Genomic DNA, 21,312 nt, shown 5'->3' on the forward strand with positions numbered 1-21,312 from the left:
TTTTACATCCCTGATTCCATAATCCATATCGTTCCTGCTACGACAATTATTGCTACAGTAGCTCCATAAGAAACTACAGCAATTTGAAAAGACTTTTCAAGTTCATTCAAGTGCATAAACATTATTAATTGAACTAACAATTGGAAGGAAGCCAAAGCTACGATAACAACTATTGTTGTTTCACGGCTGTAAGACATAAAGAATGTCACTAGTAATGCTAGAACAGTTAAGATGATAGATAAACAGAATCCTAAAATTTGTTTCCAGGGGAAATATTCTTGATGCTCACTAAATGCCTTTTCAGTCATAGATTTATTCCACCTCCAATAAGATAAACACCAGTAATAACAAAAATCCATACGGCATCTAGAAAGTGCCAATATAGGCTGGCTACGAACAGTTTTCTGGATGTAGTGGGATTAATCCCTTTACGAATGAAATGAATCAGAACTATACTCATCCATATAATACCAAAAGTTACATGAGCCCCGTGAGTACCTACTAGAATATAGAAAGAAGACCAAAAAGCACTAGTTGAAATAGAAACTCCTTCTTCTATATACGTAGCAAATTCTTTGATTTCCATACCTAAAAATGATATACCAAGCAAAAGCGTTATTCCCATCCAAATCAACACACGTAATTTGTTCTTACGTCGAAGTTCAAAAATACCAATACTTGACGTAAAACTACTAGTCAGTAACAAAAAAGTTTGAATGATAACTCCAGGATATTCGAATATTTCTGTTCCAGTCGGTCCACTAGCAGTACGATCTAAATAGACTAAGTATGTGGCAAATAAGCAAGAAAAGAGTACAAGTTCTGCAGCTAAAAAGATCCAAAACCCAAATATTTTTATTTGCCCCTCTTCTTCTTCATACTCAGGGGGAATATTCGCCGGATAATCATTTATTGACTTCATGATTTTGCCCCCTTTGTTTCATTTCTGTCTTTTTTATTTTCCATGCTGGGATATGGTATCCTTTATCTTCGTCAAAGGAACGAACGATCATAACAGCACCGATACCTAAAGTTCCAGTGATAGCTATTGGAATCCATTCAAAAACTAACCCAAAACCAGCGATAAAGAAAAACAATGACATGAAAAATGGTTGACCTGAATTATTTGGCATATGAATAGCCTTGTATGTTGAATGATTGGATGGTTCTTTCCTATTGTCTTTTTTAGTTAACCAGTACGTATCAATACCTTCAACCCTTGGTATATGAGCAAAATTATACTCAGGTGCAGGAGAAGGAATGGACCATTCTAACGTGCGTCCGTTCCAAGGATCTCCCGTTTGATCTCGCCTTCCGTGTCTAGCACTGTAATAGATGTTGTAGACAATAATCAAGAATGCAATTCCCATTAAATAAGCGCCTATTGTTTCAATGAAATTCAGCGAAGTCCACCCTGCATCGGCACTATACGTGTTTACCCGACGGGTCATTCCCATGAGCCCCACGATATACATTGGGAAAAAAGTTAAATTAAAACCTATAGCAAACAGCCAAAATCCCCATTTTCCTAAAGTCTCATTAAGAGTATGACCAAACATCTTGGGCCACCAATAGTGAAGCCCGGCAAAAATCGAAAAGACTGTACCAGAAATAAGTACGTAGTGAAAATGGGATACAAGAAAATAACTATTGTGATACTGATAATCCGCTGGAGCACTTGCTAGCATGACACCAGTGGCTCCACCTATAACAAAAATGGGAATAAAACCCAATGCCCATAGATTCGCTGCACTCATTTTTATTTTTCCCTTATAAAGCGTTAAAAGCCAATTAAAAATTTTAACTCCTGTAGGTACAGCAATGGCCATTGTAGATATTGAGAAGACCGAATTTACCGCTGGTGAATTTCCCATTGTGAAAAAATGATGGACCCAAACCACGAAACTTAACAATGAAATAACGATCATGGAATAGACCATGGCTCGATATCCAAACAAACCTTTTCGAGCGAATGTACTGATAATTTCAGAGAATATTCCAAAGGCCGGCAGAATCAGAATATAAACTTCCGGATGCCCCCACAACCAAAACATGTTCACATACATCATTGGCAGTCCTTCTCCAGCTACTGTAAAGAAGTGGGAACCGAATATTCGATCGATCGTTAAAAGAGCTAAAGCTATAGTGAGCACTGGAAATGCAAATACGATAATAATAGATGTAATTAATGTGGACCACGTAAAAATTGGCATGCGCATTAAAGTCATTCCAGGAGCCCGCATCTTGATAATAGTGGCAATAAAATTTATTCCACTCATTAACGTGCCTAAGCCGGAAATTTGTAAACTTAATAAGTAATAATTAATGCTTGGTCCAGGACTTAATTTTTCCCCAGCCAATGTCGGATAGTTTACCCAACCTGCATCGGGAGAACCACCGATGACGAATGATAGGTTAAATAACATGGCGCCGAAAAAAAATAACCAAAAGCTCAATGAATTAAGATAGGGAAATGCTACATCCCGCGCACCAATTTGTAATGGCATCGCAACGTTTATTAATCCAAAGAGAAATGGCATCGCCATAAACAGGAGCATGACAACACCATGAGTGGTAAAAATTTCGTTATATTGTTGGGAGTCTAAAAAATTCATCGAAGGAAGCATCAGCTGTGTGCGCATCATTAATGCATCAATTCCTGCACGAATGAGCATCATTAATGAGGCAATCATATACATAATCCCTATTTTTTTATGATCTACCGAAGTAATCCATTCGTTCCATAGCCATTTCCATTTCTTGAAATAAGTAAGTACCGCTATAATTAATATACTGGTCAACCCAATCATGATGTCGGCAGCATAGATAAATGGATCTCCGGTAACGAAGAAATCTTCTAACAAAAACTTTTTAATGCTCTCCAAATTCATTCATAGTACCTCCTTTCAAATTACTTAAGTAATCATAGTTTTTTGGGTAGGAAGAATAAGTCATGATATCAACAGTTCCAGGAGATAAAAGTTGATCCATTCCGACTGCAGTGAGTGGTGGTTTCATTTCTAAGGTCTTTTGTATCCAGTTTTCAAAGTTTTGATTGGATTGAGATGAAATGGTAAAGGTCATATCACTATACATTTTTCCGGAAAAGTTTGCAGCTTTTCCATTAAACGTTCCAGTTTCATCAGCCTCTAAAAATAATACTTCTGTCATACCTGGCATTGTATATTTTTGTCCTCCGAGTTGAGGGATCCAAAAGGAGTTCATAGCAGCTGCAGAGGTGAGTTTGAACTTAACAGGACGATCCTTTGGGATATTTGCATAATTGACAGTTTGAATTCCTTGTTCCGGATATTGAAAAATCCATTTCCATTGAGCGGAGATCACCTTAATGACAAGAGGTTTTTGTTCGGGACTAGGTGACTTTTCCAAGCTGTACGTCGCTTGAACCGTTGGAATGGCCAGCATTGTAACAATAATGATGGGGATAATGGTCCACAGTATTTCTAATTTTTTATTTCCTTCCATCTCCGGCGGCTCGTAATGGTGACTAGAAGCTTTTTCGCGATATTTGAAAACTATAATACCGAATGCAATGAAAACGGGAATCAAAACCAGACTCATTAGAACAATTGAGTAGATAATTAGATTATATTGGGTATCGGCAACAGGACCCCTAGGGTCTAGAACCCCTTGACACCCTGTCATTAAGAGAGATAAAAAAACGATTGGAATCATCCCTGATAAAAGCTTTTTCATTTATATCTACCCCTCCCTTTCCAAAATGAGTGAGCTAATCCTCTCTCGTTCCTTATATGAATCAAAATATCAAACAAATATTCAAATATGGTGTAAGATATATGAATGTTGATAAATTGACACTTTTAACAAATAATACTCCCTCATTCCTAGTGGGCTATTAGTGGGCTACGGAGAAAATTTCAGAAGTGTTTGCCCAATCCCGGTATCCCGTGCGAAAACAACTGGGTGCTTATCATGTGTTTCAAGCCCTGAACAAGGCACTGGAGTCGGTCCTAAGCGAAACAAAAACAGAGCTTCGGAAAGCGCTATAGAATGGTAATAAGACGTGGAGTATGGGGAAAACATGCCGACATAAGTCCGTACCCTGGGAGTGATGGTAATCGTTGTTATGGAGACGATGGTAAAAATAAAACAGGCATTCTGAGTCCTAGACGGCTGCCTTATTTCCGAGACAGCAATTAGTGAAAATCTTTTTCTAGATTTTTACAAAAGTCATATGAAAAATTTGATACATATTAAGGTGATAAATGATTGGAGATACGAGGTCCCAAGAATATACACTGACGGGAAGTAATAGTCTTTTATTCCTCCCGTATTTTCTTGTTCAAAAAAGAAGTGTATAAGTTACATATAAGCTTATGGAAAGAATGAAGGGAATCAGTGTATGTTTTATTTTATATTTTGCGTAATCCATGATTTCTAGTTCCATAATTTTTGAAATGGTGACTGTTGTTCCACTTAATGGCGAAGTCAAACCTCCTAGAGTACCGCAGGCAAAAATAATGCCGATCATTAATGGTAAGGAGATCTCGGAGCTTTGTGCTAGTGACACACCAATAGGCATTAACAGCCCCCACGATCCCCATGAAGAACCAATGAAGTAGGCCAAAACAGATCCTAAAACAAAAGTGATTGGCGGAATCAACAAAATGGGTATCGTTCCTAAAGTACTTGTAATGAATTTAGATAAACCAAGATCCTTTGTTGCCAGAGATAATCCCCATACAAGCGCAAATAAAAAGAAAGCGGGCATTAGTTTATTTCCACCATCAAAAAAAGCTTTCACTAATTTTTTTAGTGGATATTTTTGCATAAGAAACTGTACGAATGCAGCCAATAATGTAATAATAATGGCAATTAACATATATCTAGAAACGTCTGCAGCAATAAATGCTTTAAAGATTTCCGATGTTTTTCCGTAACCATCCCACCAAGATAAAAATATGGAGAGGCTAAGAGCCAGGGCTAGGGGGATAAATAAATTGGCTGGTCTCGACTCTATCCCCGTATCAGAATCCTCCTGTGCATCTTTTTCCCTTTTTGTATTTTTGTATTGATTTTCTTGTTCATCTTTCTTGTCTTTATTTCCATTAAATAATTTTAGATGCCCAAAAACACTATAAATCACAGATAATATAATTATAATAATTGAAAAAAAGTTAAAGGGAATGCTTTTCAAAAAATATTTATATGGATCAGCATTCGCTGAACTTTCTAAAGACATATCAATGGCAGAAGTCATATAACCAATAAAAGCTGTCGCAATAGGAATTAAAGCAATCACCGGTAATGAGCTGGCCTCAATCACAAAACTTACTTTTTCCTTCGTGATATTAAGTTTATTTTGTAGTGCTTTCATTATTGGCGCAATAGTAACAATACGTAAATTCGGAGAAATAAAAGTCCCTAATAAGGTGATCCAAATCATAAAGATGGCCTGCTTTTTTGTTTTTATTTTTTGAGATGTTATATTCGTAAACCCTTTTATCCCCCCGGTCATCTCAATCATATTTACAATACCGGTGAATATATATAAAAACCCTATAATTTGTAATTTGGGTTCTTTGGCAAGACTACTGATAAGGTAATTTGTCATTTTTTCTATACCACCGAGAAGAGAAGGTTCCACTATGTAAGAGGCTGCCAAAAGGCCAAGCGCTAGTCCAGGTAAAACTTGTTTGGTCCCAATAGCAACGGGAATAATTATTAAAAACGGTATGATGGATTCCCAATTATTCATAATTATCCTCCAATATTATGTTATATTTAAATGTAATGTTCTCTAAATGGTTGTCAATTATTCCGTTTGAATTGTGGATTGTAATGTAGAAAGGGCGCTGCATAACATTTTTACATAGCTATACTTTTTAAAATTAGTCTGTTTGAAACGAATGATGATTTAGGTTGTGGAAATGGAAGTGAATTTTAGCAGGGTTGGAAGGACCATTATGAAAATGAAGTTCAACACAATGGAATCGTCCCATTAAGTGAACTTCAATTCGAATCGGTAGTTGCAAATGTAAATATTCAACTGCCGTAATCATGCATATGAATGCAGACCAGCTATAACCAGATTAACAAATATTAAATTAAACATGATAATAGCAAATCCTATAACCCCAAGCCAGGCCGATTTTTCCCCATGCCACCCTTGGGATAATCGAAGGTGGAGATAAGCAGCGTAAAATAAAAATGTTATTAAAGCCCATACTTCTTTAGGATCCCATCCCCAAAATCTTGTCCAGGTTATTTGGGCCCAAATCATAGCAAAAATGATACCGCCCAGGGTAAACACCGGGAACCCAATGGCAATGGCTCGATAACTGACCTCATCAACAAATTTCGGATTAATCCCTTTTAAAAATGGCTGCAAAGCACCTCCTACCGGTTTGCGCAATACGAGTCTCAATACCCAATAGAGTGCCAGACCTGTTAGGACAGACCAGATGACGGTATTTGCATCATCACTTCGCATCCATACCGGCATGTTAAAAAAGGGCTCCATGGCTCCCGGGGTTTGAAGAACTCCTTTATTTGGTCCTACCAGAGCTGGAAGGTTATAAATCATTTCTCCGTCACTGCCTGTTTCATCTACATACGTAAAAGCAGCTTGATATTCGAAAAGTTTGAAAATATAACGAATCAATATAAAACCGCCAACACTGATTAAAGTGTATATAATGAACTCCAGCCAAAATACTTTTTTGTCGTTTTTCGTAAAATCCAACGTCCGGATTAGATAAATAAGACCGGCGGCAAACCCTATTGCTAAAATGCCTTGACCTAAAGCCGTAGTCGTTACATGTATTTTTAACCAATTACTTTGCAAAGCAGGGATAAGAGGCTCTACTTCGGAAGGGAAGACCGAAGCAAATGCGATAATTAACATCACAAATGGCATGGTGAACATGCCTAAGAAATTTGTTTTATAAATAGCATACAAAATAATAAAGCCAAAACTGATAGCTATTCCTAAAAACGTCGTGTATTCAAACATGTTACTTACAGGAGCATGTCCTGCGACAATCCACCTGGTTATAAAATAACCGAAAGACGATGCAAAACCAGTGATTGCAAATATATATCCAAAACTTCCCCAACGATTTCCAGTGACTGCTCCTTGTTTATCACGCCATTTTTTCCCTGTGACAGATACCGCATAACTTATTGTAGACATGAAATACATGAAAAAAGCGAGCAGTAACAGATTTTGACTAATCTCAATCATTTTTATCTTTCCTTCCTTATCATAATTAAAGAGATTTATTTTCTGCTTGTTCCTTGTCTAACCGTACAGCTTCAGACAGAGAATATCCCATCAGTATAATATAAATCGCCACAGAAATGACTTTCCATGCTGCTCCTCCCACTTGTTGATCTCTAAGTGCAAAGGAACTATATACTGCTTCGCCTGAAAAAATAACGAAAATACCTAAAGGAGTGAATAACACTCCGATAACAACGATGTAAATAATGCTGGCAAATGGATTAAACGTGGTATCATTTTTGGCCGGTGAAAGGACGGGCCACCACATAAAAAAAGCAAAAGGAAGCATAATAATCATTGCGGTAATACGATACAATGGATTGGCGATGATAGTATCAAAAATAAATGGAACGTAATAGGCAGAAAATAAGATAGTGAACAATGACGTGCAAATAATAGGTTTGGTTAGTATTTTTATAAACCTGTCTACTGTCTTTAGACTATAGAGGGGTTTTAACAAGCCGTCTGACATTCCAAGAAAAATAAATATAGGTGCGATAAAAAAAGTAACGGTTTGCTGCATCATATGAACAAAAAAGATTGAGCTCCCCCATTCGAATAAGGGATTTACTTGTGCGATAAAGAAAAGGATAACACCTGTAAGGAACGAGAATTTTTTCGATTGGTTGATGTCTTCATACTTTGTTGCTTTGAAATACCAGCGGATTATAAATATAGTTATTATGAGAAGCACAATACTCCATACATAACTCAATTTTTTATCTCTCCTTTCTTTTTTATTTGTGATTGAAGTACAAAGAAACAAGTGAGATGTAACAGATGTAGAAATATAAAACTAATGCTAAAAAATAAGATGCTGGACGAAAGTTTTGCATTAACAAATAGCGTCTGTTGTTGGAGGGTGCCAACAACCGCAATAATTAATATGCTTGTACTTGTTCTACGTAATATTTTCTTGAGTGCAAAAACATTTTTGAAGAGTCCCATAATAGAAGTTGCGACAAACCAGTAGATGATAATAACTACAATGAAAAAAATCTGATTAATAAAGCTAGTTGATAAGAATAAACTTGTGAGATAACCACTTGCGAAAAATAGTAAAATGTAGCTCAAGGGTAATGTGTAAAATAACAAACGAGAAATCATGGTATACTCCTTTTATTAATGTAAAACTATCTTAAAAACGATTCTTTTTATTTGCATAGTGTGAATCAGGAATATCACTAATTGTCAATTCTCCATCCTGTTGTTTTTCTTTGTTAAGCCATTGTTTAAAAACATATCCAATCGCAGATGCGTAAATGAATTCCTGGCTGATTTTCATGATAATACCTGCCAGCCTCTGGTCCTGATGGGCGTCTAAAAAACGGAAACTATCTGCCGTTTGCATCATCGTTTCTGGGTTGGTATATGTTTCGTATAAAGGGCTTCCAGCAAAAATCATTAAAGCGCAGGCAGGGGTAATTAAGATTCCGTTAGCGAAAATATAGATAATGCGACGAAAGTCAGTAAAACGATTGAGCTCCGGTAAAGGAGCAAGAATGTGCCACCACATTAGTGCAGCAGAAGAAAATAGTGCTGCTTTAAAAACTATTTGAAGGAATGATACCTGCATCATATAATCAAAAATGACTGGGAAATGGTAGAAAGAAAATAGAGCATTAAAACCAATTAACCCAAGAATGGGGTTAAGGATAAAACGATAGGTAATCATTGATTTCCTTTTCCAGTTTTTAATTCCAACTTGCAGCAGCCATTTAGGTATAGCTAGAAGAAGGAGCGGTACTCCCGCAAAATAAACAAACACCATCTGTATCATATGAACACTAAATACGGAATGCCCTACCACAGAAAGAGGGCTTCCCCATCCCAAATATAAACATAGAAGAGCAAGTCCAAAGTATATTTTTTGGCGGACTGTGATAGATACTGAGCCCCTACCTGGTTTGGTTAGTAACCAATGAAAAAGAATTGTCATTGCTGCGAGCCCGATGATGACGTCAGGAGTCCATAACGTCCAAAAAGAAAATTCCTGAAATTTCGTTATAAACATACTTATTTCCCCTCCCCCTGTAAAAAAATAAAGGTAATAAATAATAAAGAGGTGTCTAAACGTTGTTAAATATGTGGAATCGATTTATTTATAAATGCTGGTCTCCTTGGTACAATGTATTATTTAATCGAGGCAAATTTATGAAAGCGAGAAGCCGCATCTTTTCATCTTATCCTTTCCAGGATAGTCAGCACATATTGCTCATTGGAGTCGGTACTGGGGCTGATTTAGCCCATATTCCTCTTTCCACAGTTAAGGTTACAGGAATTGATTTATCACTAGATATGTTACATCGGGCGGTAAAAAGGTATTCCCATTCAGGAGTTCATTTTCTATACATGGACGCCGAGCATATGGCTTTTCAAGATGACACATATCACGTTACCATTTTAAGTTTAATTTTGTCCGTTGTAGCATCGCCCGCCCAGGCTTTGAATGAAGCAATAAGAGTTACAAAACCGGGGGGAGATTTAATCGTGTTCGATAAGTTTACGTCGAATAAAAAAAGATATGGATTGCAAAAATTGTTGAGCCCCTTCGTTCGTTTATTAGGGACAGACATCAATGTATCTTTTGAAAACCTCGTAGAAAATGTGGAAGGGGATATAGAAATAATTCAAGAGACTCCTATTATGTTTAACGGCATGTACCGGAAAATTGTTTTAAGAAAAAAGTAATGGAGACGACGCCCCAGTGTTTTATTGAAGTATATGTTCATCTCTTGAGGTTGAAGTTGGTGTAGTAGGTATCAGCGCCAATCCATTATGTTCTTCGAATTAGATTAGTCCCTGGATCATCTCCACAGACTTATCAGTGTTTTCATAGTGTCAAGCTGTGCTGTTTTTCCTTCTATCTCTATAACAAAGGTATTCGTATTGACTCCTCGTGTTTGCATCAAAATAAATAGAACAGCAAGACAGGGGACTGCTGTGCCTCCTTTCCTCTCTTTTTCTTCATTGACATTTGTTACCACATCATTTCTCCTGAAACCATTGGCGGTCGAGTCAATTATAGTCTACTAATGATATTATTTCGTTTAAACAATTATTTGAATAAAGGTATTACAATTTTTCAACAAGAACGAATACAAATATTCAAACATAAATTATAATGTTATGATCAAATTATGATTTGAATAAGAGGAGGCAGTGTCGTGAAGACAAAAAATAATGCAAAGGACGTATGTGAGGTAACCTGTTTTAATCCTGAAAAATAGATCATATTAACAGTCAAATTGGTAACGCTGATGTGGACTATATGTCCATCATGTTTAAAGGACTCGCGGAATCTAATCGTATGAAGATCATGCAGGCATTAATGATTGAGGAGGAACTATGTGTCTGCGATATTGCTTATTTGCTTGGTTCACCGATTGCTAATGCTTCTCATCATTTGCGCTCCCTTTCAAAAATTGGATTATTAAAATTTCGAAAAGAAGGCAAACTCGTATGGTATTCTCTGGATGATGACCACATACGGGACATTATTTCGTTAGCTATGGTTCATAAAGAGGAAAAGAGGAAAAGTCATGTCGGCCAATGATCATCATAAGCAGGTATATCGGATAAAAGGTTTCACCTGAGCAGGCTGTGCTAAAACATTCGAAGAGAATGTTCTGCACCTGGATGGTGTAGCAGACGCTGATGTCAATTTTGCGGCCTCGAAAGTAACGGTATATGGAGAAACAAGCGTAGAAGATTTGGAAAAAGCAGGATCCTTTGAAAACCTGAAGGTAGTACCCGAAAACCAATCATTTGAGGAGAAGGAACAACCATTTTGGAAAAAGCATGGATCTGTCATTTTGTCGATCGTCTTTTTAATGGCTGCTTTTTTCGCTCATATATGGTCCGGGAAAGAAAGTCCGGTTATCATTATGCTATACCTTTTATCGATCGTCATCGGCGGCAGATCTTTATTTTTAACGGGGATCAAGAACCTTTTTACATTTACGTTTGATATGAGAACGTTGATGAGTATCGCTATAATTGGAGCGGTTCTTATTGGGGAATGGGCTGAAGGTGCCATAGTGGTGATTTTATTTGCCATAAGCGAGGCCTTGGAAAGCTATTCCATGGATAAGGCAAGGAACTCGATACGTTCTCTAATGGATATCAGCCCCAAAGAAGCACTTATACGAAGAGGTGGGGTGGAACAAACCGTCCACGTTGAGGACATTGAGATAGGGGATACTCTCCTTGTAAAACCCGGCCAAAAAATTGCGATGGACGGGGAAATTACAAAGGGAACTTCTACCATTAATCAGGCTGCCATTACCGGGAGTCCATGCCTGTCGAAAAAACGATTTCTGATGATGTTTTTGCCGGCACGCTGAATGAAGAAGGCATGTTAGAAGTTAAAGTGACCAAGCGTGTTGAAGATACCACATTGTCTAAGATTATTCATTTGGTGGAAGAAGCACAGGACGAACGCGCTCCTTCTCAAGCCTTCGTGGACCGGCTTGCTATGTATTACACCCCATTTATTATCACTACTGCTTTTCTGGTAGCCTTGATTCCACCACTTTTCTTCCAAGCTGGTTGGGAAACGTGGATCTATCAAGGATTAGCTGTGTTAGTGGTAGGCTGTCCCTGCGCTCTTGTTATCTCGACTCCCGTTTCGGTTGTTACCGCGGTTGGCTCCGCTGCCAGAAACGGGGTATTGATTAAAGGCGGTGTTTTTTTAGAAGAGACTGGAGCCTTACAGGCTGTCGCGTTTGATAAGACCGGCACTTTGACAAAAGGGGAACCTGAAGTAACCGATATTGTCATTCCTGATGAGGAGGGGGAAAAGGTATTATCTATTGCTGCCGCATTAGAAAAAAACTCGCAACATCCTTTGGCCGCTGCCATTGTAAACAAAGCTGAAAATCAAAACGTGCTGTATGATAAGGTGGATGTGCAGGATTTTCATTCTATTACAGGAAAAGGAGTAAAGGGTTTTATTGATGGTGTACCTTATTACATTGGAAGTCCCTCCCTTTTTTCTGATATGGAGGTTCCTTGGTGGACCGTTGAGCAGGAAATGCAAATAAAACAGTCCCAAAAACAAGGGAAAACAGTTATTCTCCTGGGGACGGCAGAAAAATTATTAGGCATGTTTTCCATTGCCGATCAAACTCGTGAGAAAACGATAAATGCTATTAAAGCTCTTCATAAGCTTGGAATAAAAGAAACCATCATGTTAACGGGTGATAATAAAGAAACAGCAGAGGCTATTGGTCGTAAAATAGGTGTTTCCTCTATTCAGGCAAACTTAATGCCGGAAGATAAAGTGTCGTTTATTAAAAAATTGACCTCAAGTTATAAAAAAGCAGCAATGGTAGGAGATGGAGTGAATGATGCTCCTGCGCTTGCCAGCAGCACTGTAGGGATTGCGATGGGAGGTGCAGGCACTGATACGGCGCTTGAAACGGCTGATATTGCTCTGATGGGGGATGACTTAGATAAACTGCCGTTTACTATACGTCTAAGCCGGCGTGCCCTTACCATTATTAAACAGAACATTGGTTTTTCCCTAGGAATCAAAGCACTTGCTTTATTACTTGTGATTCCCGGCTGGCTGACGCTGTGGATCGCTATATTTGCGGACATGGGGGCAACACTTCTCGTTACCTTAAATGGACTCCGGCTGCTAAAGACAAAAGAGTAGAATTTGAGAAGGCTGGGACACGGCCTTCTCAAATTCTTTACATATAAAAAGGTGGGCAGAAACATGTCAAAAAAGAGAAAAAGGCTTTACTTTCGCGCTGCCATTTTAAGTGGACTGGCAGTTGTCCTTTCCTATGTCTTCTATATGAATTTAACTCAAAATGAATACACATATCGATAAAGAAAGGAGATACTGCCCCTAACTTCAGACTGCATACACTGGAAGGGAAAACGGTGGAGTTAAAGGATTATCGAGGTAAAGGAATTTTTTTAAATTTTTGGGGAACGTATTGTCCGCCTTGTGAAGAAGAAATGCCTTATATGGATCGTCTATATGCAAAATATAAGGATGAAGGAGTAGAAATTTTGGCTGTTAATGTTGGAGAGTCCGATTTGGCAGTGGATCGTTTTGTGAATCGGCATGACTTATCCTTTCCAGTACCGATGGATCGTGAGAAAGAGGTCCTGGATCTTTATGGAATAAATCCTCTTCCGACCACCTTTTTAGTAGACAAAGAGGGAATCGTATTGGATATTATAATAGGTGGAATGACAGAAGAGAATATAGAAGGTTATATGGAACAGATTAAACCTTAATTTTTAAAATTTTAAAATAGGAGGTGTGTGTCTTGAGTGATCTCACTATCTGGCTTGCGTTTGGAGCTGGAATCATTTCCTTTTTATCTCCATGTGTGTTCCCGCTTATTCCGGCTTACTTAGCACAGCTCACAGGAACAACAATATCGGAGAGTCGCGTTAACGCCACAAGAGGATTAATGGTTGTAAGAAGCTTAGGGTTTATTACTGGTTTTACCATTATATTTTTGCTGTTGGGCGCTTCGTCTACTTTTCTTGGTCAACTTTTCAGCCAGTATAATAACATGCTTCAGCAAATCGGCGGAATTGTTATTGTATTGTTTGGTTTGCAGATGATGGGAATATTATCCATTAGAAGTTTAATGACGGAAAAAAGAATTCAAACGAAGAAGGAGAAGGGTTCAACGAGCTTTATAAGTTCCGTTATGTTTGGCTTGTTGTTTGCAGTAGGATGGTCTCCATGTGTTGGTCTTGTTTTAGGGTCGATTCTAACTCTTTCAAGTCAAAGTGACACGATGCTTACTGGTATGATGATGTTGTTTATTTATTCGATTGGCATGGGCATTCCTTTTTTATTTGTTACCATTTTTTATGCTAAATCCTTAAATAAAATTCGTCGTTTTAATGTATATATGCCATATATTCAAAAGGCAAGCGGGATGGTTATGGTTGCTATGGGCGTTTTATTATTTCTTGGATACTACAAGATGCTATCCAGTTATCTTGCTCAGTTTGTTCCTTTTGGAATTTAAAATATTACTTTTTGAAAAATACATCTGCTATTGAGTAAAGTTCTTTGCTTTTATACGAACATATTTTCGTGTATAATATGAAGGGACATCTTCTAAAGGGAGCATTTCATCATGAAAGAGGAAAAAATTATTTTTCTTATCGACATGCAATCATTTTATGCTGCGGTGGAAAAAACGGAAAACAGTGATCTGGATGGAAAGCCAGTGGTTGTCTCCGGAGATCCGGACAGACGCAATGGGGTTATCCTGGCTGCCTGTCCGTTAGCCAAACAAGCTGGAGTAGTCAACGCCGAGAGGTTATGGGAGGCGCAGGAAAAATGTCCAGAAGCAGTGGTAATTAGACCTAGAATGCAACGTTATATTGATGTTTCAATGCAAATTACAACCATTTTAGAGCGATTCACGGATGTAGTTGAATGCTTTAGTATCGACGAACAGTTTATAGATATTTCCAGGACTAAGCACCTGTTCGGGGACCCGATGTCTGTAGCAAGAAAGGTTCAAGCAGCCATTATGGAGGAAATCGGTCTGTGTGCTCGGATTGGCATTGGTGCGAACAAAGTTTTAGCAAAAATGGCATGTGATCACTTTGCGAAGAAAAATCGAGAGGGGATTTTCTGGTTAAAAAAAGAAAAGGTTCAAACAGATATGTGGTCGTCACCCATCCACAATATGTTTGGAGTGGGAAGTCGGATGGAAAAGCATTTTAGAAATATGGGAATTCGAACAATTGGACAACTTGCTGCTTGTCCAGTGGATATATTGAAGAAAAATTTTGGGATTAATGGCCAGGTGTTGTGGATGACAGCGAACGGCATTGATTATTCTCCTGTTTCTACAGAATCTTTTCAGGGACAAGAAGCCATTGGGCACGCTATGACACTACCAAGGGATTATGCCAGCGAGAGTGATATTAAGGTCGTTTTATTAGAGCTTTGTGAAGAGGTGGGTTTCCGTACGAGAAATTCACATTTGATGGGGATCACCATTTCCGTAAGTATAGTTGGCGCAGATTTTAATTTCCCCACCGGTTTTCATCGACAAACGAAATCCCCGGAACCCACTAACAGTACGATGGATTTATATCACATAGCGTCTGAATTGCTTCTGAAGTATTGGAACCGAAACCCCATCAGAAAAATCGGCGTCACCTTATCACAGTTAAGTCCAGACGACATGTGGCAATTGAATCTATTTGCAGACAGAGAGAAGAAATTAAACATTGGCTACACGATGGACGATATCAAAAACCGTTTTGGATCAACTGCTGTTGTACGTGCTTCTTCATTAACGAGTGCCGGACAAGCTCTTGAGAGGTCACAAAAAATTGGGGGACATTACCAATGAAATAAATGCCTCCAAAAGGGTGAAGCATGGAGCCTATGCACTATAAACCAATTCAAGTGAAATCGGGATCCAGATCATCCTTTCCCCCTTCCAATAACTCAGAGGTATCTATACCATGAATATGCAGTTTACGCAAAGCTTTCAAGTGAACATAAAGCAGTTTTTGATGCCGTGCTTTAAGTTCCTCATAGTCCTGTCTATAAACGAGGGACCGACTTTTTTCTTTTTCCAATGCTTTTTCAAGACGTGCCCTTTTGTTTTCACTTTTGTTCCATTGTGTTTCTAAGTGGGTTATTTGATCTTCCAGATATTTTGTTCGCTGTAAATGTAATTCACACTTATCATTATTTCGTTCTTGTGATGATTCAAGCCAGGCAGGATCCCATAATGAACGAAGGTGTGGTTTATATAATACCGCACGGCTCAACTCCGAAACCTCGGCTAATTTGGCGGCACTGATTTGAACGTTCACCCCTTCTAAATCCCTGAGGTATTGCAGAGCCCAATTTACACGTTCTATGCTGTCTTCTCGTTTTTCCTGTTGTAACCGACGCAATCCTTCATTTGCCATCTGAATCACTCCCAATCTGGAGGAAGATGATAATGGTTAAGTTTCTTTTGAACATTTTCCTCTTTAAAGTATTCCATTCCGTTTTCACAAATGGACAGAATGCGTTCAACATAGCTAACATTCCGTATGGCATTTTCAAAATGAGCTGCCCTTCTAGAATCCTCTGCCGTTCGTTCGACGACATCTTTCCAATAAGCATGCTCGGCTTTGTAATCCTCGTAGTATTCAAGCTTTGGTACAAACCAATCACAGGCATAGCACTCAAAATGAATAGAAGTCCCTTTTGGGTTGCAACCAGCAATGTCACTGCAGATGCCAACCCCTTTCTTCCCGTTAGCTTCCCAGGTGAGGTATCGTCTTTGATCTTTGGCCAGCTGTTTTGTTGTTCGCTCATCTAAATTCAGAATTTTCCCTCGAAATTCAACAGGACTCTCTTTAGGTTTTCGTAATCCTGAAATATTTTGATGAATGGTTTTGTGTTGTTCCACTAATTGATGTGTATAATATTTTGTCATGGATTCATTTTTGTGTCCGGTCAAACGTCGAACTTGCTCCGTGGTATAACCAATCGTATACATGCGGTCGGTTACAGCATGGTGCCGAAACTGGTGAGTGGTGGGGACAACCAGTTTATCTTGTTTACTGCGAAAATCTAATATCACCGAAAGCTGTTTAAAGAGAGCATTTACTTTTGGTCCTTTCCAATTTATAAGAGAATTTTTTAAATTGCGGCCAATTTGCATTTTTGGACGGCCACCGTTTTCTTCTACAAAACTCCAATGGCGGACAATGAATAAGTAATCGGATTTGATGTTCTTAGGGATACCATACGTATTAATTAATTCTTCAGTTTGACGTTGAAGTTTACGAATCAAATCCACAACATATCTGCCGTGTCCGGCATAAGCAACAGGGATGATTTTTTGTTCTTCGCTTTGATAACCTCCGCTTTGCTTAAAGGTTGGGATTTGAATCGTATATTCACTATAAAAGGATTTCAGGCAGTCACGTTTCATTGAAAGTACCTCAGAAATCCGGTTGGGATAGGAACGTAGAAGCCAGTACATGGTGCGAAATTCAAGAGGTATTTGTAGTGTTTCGTCTTTCATAGCTTGGTCCCATGAATGAAGAACTTCTTTAGGCAAGGTTGGCTTTAGTTGTTTATTTTGGTATTGCTTAAATGGATTGATGTCTTTAGTAGGGACAGTATTAGTCATCTCGGAAAAATCACTTAATTTCATGAAAAAATCTTGGAGAGCTGCATAAGTTACCTGCTTTGTATTCTCAGACTTATTGGACAACCGTAAATAGTGTTCAAAGCCATTGATGTGAGCACGATTAATCTCTTGTAGGGGTATGTCAGGATTCATTTGAGATATAAACTGCAGGAAATCTGCGATTTTATAACAATTCTTTTGGGTATGGCTGACTGAACCTCTGGATAACAAAGCATAATACTTTACCCAATCTTTATAATAATGTGGCACTTGGTGAAATGGAATCGTATAACTACCCTTTGGTAAAGAATTATTGTGTTTTTTGCTATAGTACCAGGAGTTATCTTCGAATTGAAAAGAACCGAGTTGACCAATGCTTCTAATCAATAATGTTTTTAAATTCTTTGTATAATCTTTACGGAGATTGTAACCACGCTTACTAGAATTCATGTTTTGGGATCCTTTCTTTCATAAATTTTTCGAGTTTTGTAATCGTATCATGGTATAGAGATAGAAGGTGATATTCTGATTGGTAGTCTCGATAACTTTCATAATTTTCTATTCCTTGCTTTTTCATCTGTTCCACCATACTGTTTATATAAATTTGCTGTTCCTCATGAAGTTTGCGCCACATGGGTAATTTCTGCGGGCCGGTTAAAAGAAGGGAACAACCGACACAGGAACGTTTTTTACAGGGGCCAAAGGAAACGTGTTTTAAACAACTCCCATGCCCTTCAGGTGTTTCTCGTGAACCCAGCATTATCTCTTTTTTCAATTGATCAATTTCTTGAGGGGTGTAAGATTCTCGAATATCTTTATCAACAGTATCAAAAAGTTGTTCAAAAAGCTGCTGATCTAATTCGGCAATTTTCAAGGCATCGACATCTTGATAATACTGCCGGGTTGTTTTTTCCACCATGTGCCCCAAAATTTCACCAACATCGGAAAGATTACTGCCCTCATTTAAAAGCTTGACAGCCAAGGTCTTTCTACATTGATGATTGGAATAATGCCATAACTCGCCTGAGTTATCTGTGATTTGATGCCTTCGTATGCAAGAATTTATGGAACTGGAAATAGTTGTGCCAAGAGGCAGGGTAACCTGCTTATCGTGGGTATGACCCTTTTTGGAGAAGGTAACAAATATATATGGAGTTTTGCCAGCATCTCTTAGATATTCTGTTTCTTTTATTTGATGCTTGATGATATCCACCATTTCGTTACTAAGAACAGGAATCTTATGGTGATCTTCTAAGCCGAGACGTCTGCGATGTTTTAAAGTTTTGTGAGTTAAGAAATGGAGATAATAAATATTTTCTTTGTTATTGTAGGTTAGACAATCTTCTTTTAGGTGTAATACCTCTGAAGCCCTCATACCAGTGTTCATCATAATAAGCCATATACGCTGGACGGACGGAGAACATTCATGAATTACACTGGTTAATTGTTCTGTTACAGCCTCCGGAATATATTGAGCATTTTTTACAAACCTATTGATATTATGGAACCTAAAACGACGGAAAGGATTTTTTAATGTTTCTTCATCTCTTTTTGACTTTAACCAATCGAAAAGGAGTCTAGATTCAGAGATAGAAGCTTGGATACTTTTAAGGCTATACTTTTTCGTTCCCGATTTTGTTTTCATCTCTTGTAAGACATCTATAAGTCTGAGGACATCAACATAATTGACTTCTAGGAACGATTTACACTCTGGTAATATCAATTCAAGACCATTTGCGATACGTCTTATATGATAAAACCTCCGAGATATCGTCTTTGGTGCTTCACCTTTTTTATACCAGTCATGTAGGTATTGTTGGATTTCCAGTTTTATATGATGGTTTATATTATTAAAGTCAAGAGAAACGGTGCGTTGGAGCTGGACATCGCGTTGAAACAATATCCATTGGAATTGACCTAGTTTCATATTAAATTGTTCCTTTTCGCTTTTATACTTGCTTTCCCAGTAATGTAAAACGTTCATAAAAACTTTGCGTTGACTGTCATCTAATAAACGATAAGAGATGGTGGTAGAGAAGGATTTTCTACAAAGACTACTGTAACTTACTCTCTTACCACCTTGAAATAATTCTCCAGCGCAAAAATGAAGATAGGCTGTAAATGGTTTATCTAATTTTGACATAGCTAAATGTAAAAAACGGCTTAATGATAGTGTTTTATAAATTTTATGAACTTCATCACAGGAATTTTTGTTAAATGCTCTTGTAAGGTTGGGCAATAGAACTTTTTTGTATAGATGATTTTCTGCTTCATCAAATAATTTTTTGAATTTTCTTACATATGTTTTATTATTTCTTCGATGAATAAAGTTACAAAATCGTTGTTTCGTAAAGTATTTTCCCGAAATCATAAAAGACTGACCACAATGATTAAAGTAATCTAGAAATAATGGACGGTATGCTGTCTCACTTAGGAGGAACAATATAAAGGGAGTGTTAAGATTGTAATCATCAGCAAGTTTATGAATAGCTGCCGTATCTTTATATAACAATGATTCTTCAAAATCTTCAATCAATTGCGAGAGTTGTTTATACCCTTCTTTCCAATTGTTGATTGCAAGAACAGTATTGTTGACGGAAATGATGTAATTTGTAGAACTATTCTGTTCAATGAGTTTAATTTTCGTCATAATTACATCCTTTCTTTTTTTCTAAAATAACAGGCTCTATTCGATCCATGATTTTCCGTTTTTGTTGCATAGAATACCCTTTTTCATAGGGCTGGATGCTTCGTTCACTTTTCCATCCTAATTCCTCATTAATAAATGTTTTTGTTATACCAAGTTCAGGATGATCTCGCATCAATTCAACAAGTTGTTGAGCCCTGGAGCTTCGTCCACTGTGAGTTCGAATTTCTGATTTTGTTAATCCAGCCTTTTCTCCGGCATTTTTCAAAATACGAAGAAAATTTCTTGGTTTCAGTGGTTTTCCCATGTGCTTTCCTTTTGAGTTAAGAAATAAATAGTCCAACTCCAGTATGTTTACTTCAGATCGTTCTGTACCCATATATGTTTGAATCATTTCAGCAAGAGACTGGTAAATATAGAGAGTACGCTCAGTAGTTTTGGCTTGGGAGCGATTTTCAATATTTTGCTCTCTTACGATTTCAAGGGAGGGATTGAAAGGGTCAAAATGATAAATTTTTAATCCAAGAATTTCTCCAATACGCATACCGGTTTCGACACTGAGCACAAAAACAATTTTGTCTCTTAAGGAAGGCAAATTACTTTGAATGGATTTATACTCTTGTTCAGAATACCACTTGAGATGATTTCGTTTTCTTCGATAAGTGACTCTGGATAGGAGCGTTTCTTCAATGTCAAACTGCCATATCTGGCCATAAAGCAGCTTGGTATTAACTAACGGGGCCTGCCTGGTTCTTTTACTACTGTAAAGAACGGGATTAGTGGAAACTTTTTTTTCATCTTCTAACCAGTGATAAAAAGACTTTAATACAGTAATATAGGTATTTAAGGCTGTAAAAGTCAATCTACTTTCATAGTTGATTACTTTTTCCCCTAAGCCAAGAAGCTCTTTTATATATTCTTCAATAACACGTTTGCTTGTTACTTGTCTGTAATGTAGCCTATTAGCCTTTAAAAAGCGAAAATATCGTAGAAGGGCATAAGCATAGCGCTCGCCCGTCAAATAACTATTTACACTAATAAAGTCTAACCAAAGACAAGCGTCTTGAATGGGAATACCATCTTCAGTAATCATATATCTTATGTCATTGTTATCCTGAGCTATTTCAACATGAATGCCATAAGTGATCTTCACTAATTATAAAACCTCCTTAAATACGTATCGTGTACAATCTTTTTTCTGTATACGATTAATATCGACTTGTCTTACAACATATTAAGAAAAAATTGTAAAC

General features: G+C 37.7%; 16 protein-coding genes and 2 pseudogenes. 6 read left to right on the forward strand and 12 right to left on the reverse strand.

All coding sequences use genetic code 11. The features are described from left to right. Positions 1 to 2: 2 nt before the first annotated feature. The 8 genes from qoxD to BM058_RS02180 all read right to left on the reverse strand — a co-directional run bounded on the left by qoxD (position 3) and on the right by BM058_RS02180 (position 9,281). Positions 3 to 308: a cytochrome aa3 quinol oxidase subunit IV gene (gene qoxD / locus BM058_RS02145; protein WP_177195392.1), complete on the reverse strand. Its 306-nt coding sequence runs from the start codon at positions 306 to 308 to the stop codon at positions 3 to 5. Next, on the reverse strand, positions 305 to 922 hold the full coding sequence (gene qoxC / locus BM058_RS02150; protein ID WP_090925394.1) for a cytochrome aa3 quinol oxidase subunit III: 618 nt from the start codon (positions 920 to 922) through the stop codon (positions 305 to 307). Before qoxC ends, qoxD begins: the two co-directional genes overlap by 4 nt. Further along, positions 906 to 2,891, reverse strand: coding sequence for a cytochrome aa3 quinol oxidase subunit I (qoxB, locus tag BM058_RS02155; RefSeq protein WP_090925395.1), 1,986 nt, complete (start codon positions 2,889 to 2,891; stop codon positions 906 to 908). Before qoxB ends, qoxC begins: the two co-directional genes overlap by 17 nt. Continuing rightward, positions 2,872 to 3,717 (reverse strand): cytochrome aa3 quinol oxidase subunit II, encoded by an 846-nt coding sequence (gene qoxA / locus BM058_RS02160; RefSeq protein WP_090925396.1) that lies wholly within the window; start codon positions 3,715 to 3,717, stop codon positions 2,872 to 2,874. The genes qoxB and qoxA overlap by 20 nt, the downstream gene beginning before the upstream one ends. A gap of 607 nt (positions 3,718 to 4,324) precedes the next feature. Beyond that, a complete protein-coding gene (locus tag BM058_RS02165) occupies positions 4,325 to 5,740 on the reverse strand; it encodes a Na+/H+ antiporter NhaC family protein (protein ID WP_090925397.1) in 1,416 nt (471 codons plus the stop codon). A 300-nt stretch (positions 5,741 to 6,040) separates the two neighbouring features. Beyond that, the gene (gene ccsA / locus BM058_RS02170; RefSeq protein WP_090925398.1) at positions 6,041 to 7,228 is read right to left on the reverse strand and encodes a cytochrome c biogenesis protein CcsA; all 1,188 of its coding nucleotides are present in this window, start codon (positions 7,226 to 7,228) and stop codon (positions 6,041 to 6,043) included. A 25-nt stretch (positions 7,229 to 7,253) separates the two neighbouring features. Continuing rightward, a complete protein-coding gene (locus BM058_RS02175) occupies positions 7,254 to 7,982 on the reverse strand; it encodes a cytochrome c oxidase assembly protein (RefSeq protein ID WP_177195393.1) in 729 nt (242 codons plus the stop codon). Positions 7,983 to 8,405: 423 nt separating this feature from the next. Then, positions 8,406 to 9,281, reverse strand: a complete 876-nt coding sequence (locus tag BM058_RS02180) for a cytochrome c oxidase assembly protein (protein WP_090925400.1) — start codon at positions 9,279 to 9,281, stop codon at positions 8,406 to 8,408. A gap of 71 nt (positions 9,282 to 9,352) precedes the next feature. On the opposite strand from BM058_RS02180, the gene BM058_RS02185 reads away from it, so the two are divergent. The 6 genes and pseudogenes from BM058_RS02185 (at position 9,353) to BM058_RS02215 (ending at position 15,624) form a co-directional block, all read left to right on the forward strand. Then, positions 9,353 to 9,958 carry a class I SAM-dependent methyltransferase gene (locus BM058_RS02185; protein WP_245736808.1) on the forward strand — a complete coding sequence of 202 codons (606 nt, stop codon included), beginning with the start codon at positions 9,353 to 9,355 and terminating at the stop codon, positions 9,956 to 9,958. A 476-nt stretch (positions 9,959 to 10,434) separates the two neighbouring features. Further along, a pseudogene (locus BM058_RS18785) lies at positions 10,435 to 10,823 on the forward strand (ArsR/SmtB family transcription factor). After that, positions 10,810 to 12,929: pseudogene (locus tag BM058_RS02200) on the forward strand (heavy metal translocating P-type ATPase). Before BM058_RS18785 ends, BM058_RS02200 begins: the two co-directional pseudogenes overlap by 14 nt. Positions 12,930 to 13,162: 233 nt before the next feature. Beyond that, a complete protein-coding gene (gene resA / locus BM058_RS02205; protein ID WP_245736788.1) occupies positions 13,163 to 13,525 on the forward strand; it encodes a thiol-disulfide oxidoreductase ResA in 363 nt (120 codons plus the stop codon). 23 nt (positions 13,526 to 13,548) lie between these two features. Continuing rightward, positions 13,549 to 14,277 carry a cytochrome c biogenesis CcdA family protein gene (locus BM058_RS02210; RefSeq protein WP_322787867.1) on the forward strand — a complete coding sequence of 243 codons (729 nt, stop codon included), beginning with the start codon at positions 13,549 to 13,551 and terminating at the stop codon, positions 14,275 to 14,277. A gap of 111 nt (positions 14,278 to 14,388) precedes the next feature. Beyond that, the gene (locus BM058_RS02215) at positions 14,389 to 15,624 is read left to right on the forward strand and encodes a DNA polymerase IV (RefSeq protein ID WP_090925404.1); all 1,236 of its coding nucleotides are present in this window, start codon (positions 14,389 to 14,391) and stop codon (positions 15,622 to 15,624) included. A gap of 52 nt (positions 15,625 to 15,676) precedes the next feature. Here BM058_RS02215 and BM058_RS02220 read toward each other — a convergent pair whose 3' ends face one another. Genes BM058_RS02220 through BM058_RS02235 form a run of 4 tightly spaced genes read right to left on the reverse strand, consistent with a single transcriptional unit; the run spans position 15,677 to position 21,212 of the window. Next, positions 15,677 to 16,195: a DUF6262 family protein gene (locus BM058_RS02220; RefSeq protein WP_090925405.1), complete on the reverse strand. Its 519-nt coding sequence runs from the start codon at positions 16,193 to 16,195 to the stop codon at positions 15,677 to 15,679. Between the two features lie 5 nt (positions 16,196 to 16,200). Next, entirely contained in the window at positions 16,201 to 17,862 is a 1,662-nt protein-coding gene (locus BM058_RS02225) for a tyrosine-type recombinase/integrase (protein ID WP_090925406.1), read from the reverse strand. Continuing rightward, the gene (locus BM058_RS02230; protein WP_090925407.1) at positions 17,852 to 20,062 is read right to left on the reverse strand and encodes a tyrosine-type recombinase/integrase; all 2,211 of its coding nucleotides are present in this window, start codon (positions 20,060 to 20,062) and stop codon (positions 17,852 to 17,854) included. Before BM058_RS02230 ends, BM058_RS02225 begins: the two co-directional genes overlap by 11 nt. Then, entirely contained in the window at positions 20,049 to 21,212 is a 1,164-nt protein-coding gene (locus BM058_RS02235; protein ID WP_245736790.1) for a tyrosine-type recombinase/integrase, read from the reverse strand. The genes BM058_RS02230 and BM058_RS02235 overlap by 14 nt, the downstream gene beginning before the upstream one ends. Between the last annotated feature and the right edge of the window lie 100 nt (positions 21,213 to 21,312).

This window comes from Salibacterium qingdaonense, assembly GCF_900114715.1.
In the GTDB taxonomy this organism is placed as follows: Bacteria; Bacillota; Bacilli; order Bacillales; family Marinococcaceae; genus Salibacterium; species Salibacterium qingdaonense.